The 790-nt window shown below is 69.1% G+C and carries 1 pseudogene; it reads right to left on the reverse strand.

The features are described 5' to 3' along the window. Window positions 1-790 (reverse strand): annotated as a pseudogene (locus A5696_RS28025) (hypothetical protein); the annotation flags it as partial.

The raw sequence follows: 790 nt of genomic DNA on the forward strand, positions 1-790 counted from the left end.
AACTCGGCACAGGCGTCGGCGATCATGGCCACCGTCTCCGTGGGGGACTGGACCGGCGTGCTGCCGAAACCGAAGTAAATCGGCGGTTTTCCCGCGGCGATCCAGGACGCGACCTCGTCATCGGTGTCCGCGCCCAACTCCAGCGTCAGCGCACCCACGAAGGGCCGCTTGCCATTCCATTCCGCCGCGAGCCCCGGGAAAACCGCCTCGTCGTAGGCCTGCAGCTCCAGCGTTCCGGCTTCGGCCATCCGTTGCCACGCCGAAACCGTCGTCGGCGGGAGACCCAGTTCCCGGCGTTGCGCGTCCTCCTCCGCCTTGGTGATGCGCGAGTACAGCCACCAGCCGGCCGTCAGTGTCGTGCGGACCACGGGCGCCGGTGACGGCAGGAAGGGGACACCGAGCTGACCGTTGACCCGCACCGGGAAGTGATGCAGCCCTGCGACCGGAATGTCGTAGTACTCGGCGACATTCGCGACCACCCCGTGGTAGGTCTGGCCCGTCACCAACAGGTCGGCACCGTCGGCCAGCGCGGTGAGCGTCCGGCTCATCTCCGCCCAGCCCTCGACGAAAAGCGCTTTCAGGTCGCGGACGAAGCGCGCCGGATTCTGCACCTTGAAGGCGTTGTGGGTGAAATCCGCGACGGCCACCACCTGCTCCCGCGTGTCCGGCCCATAGCACACGGCGGGCACGCCGGCGGCCTCGACGAAGTCAACCAGGTTGGGCGGCACGCCCACCCGCACCTCGTGCCCGCGGCGCTGCAGTTCGCGACCGACGGCCGCGAGGGGCTCGA

It is taken from the genome of Mycobacterium sp. E2699 (assembly GCF_001666745.1).
Lineage (GTDB): Bacteria > Actinomycetota > Actinomycetes > Mycobacteriales > Mycobacteriaceae > Mycobacterium.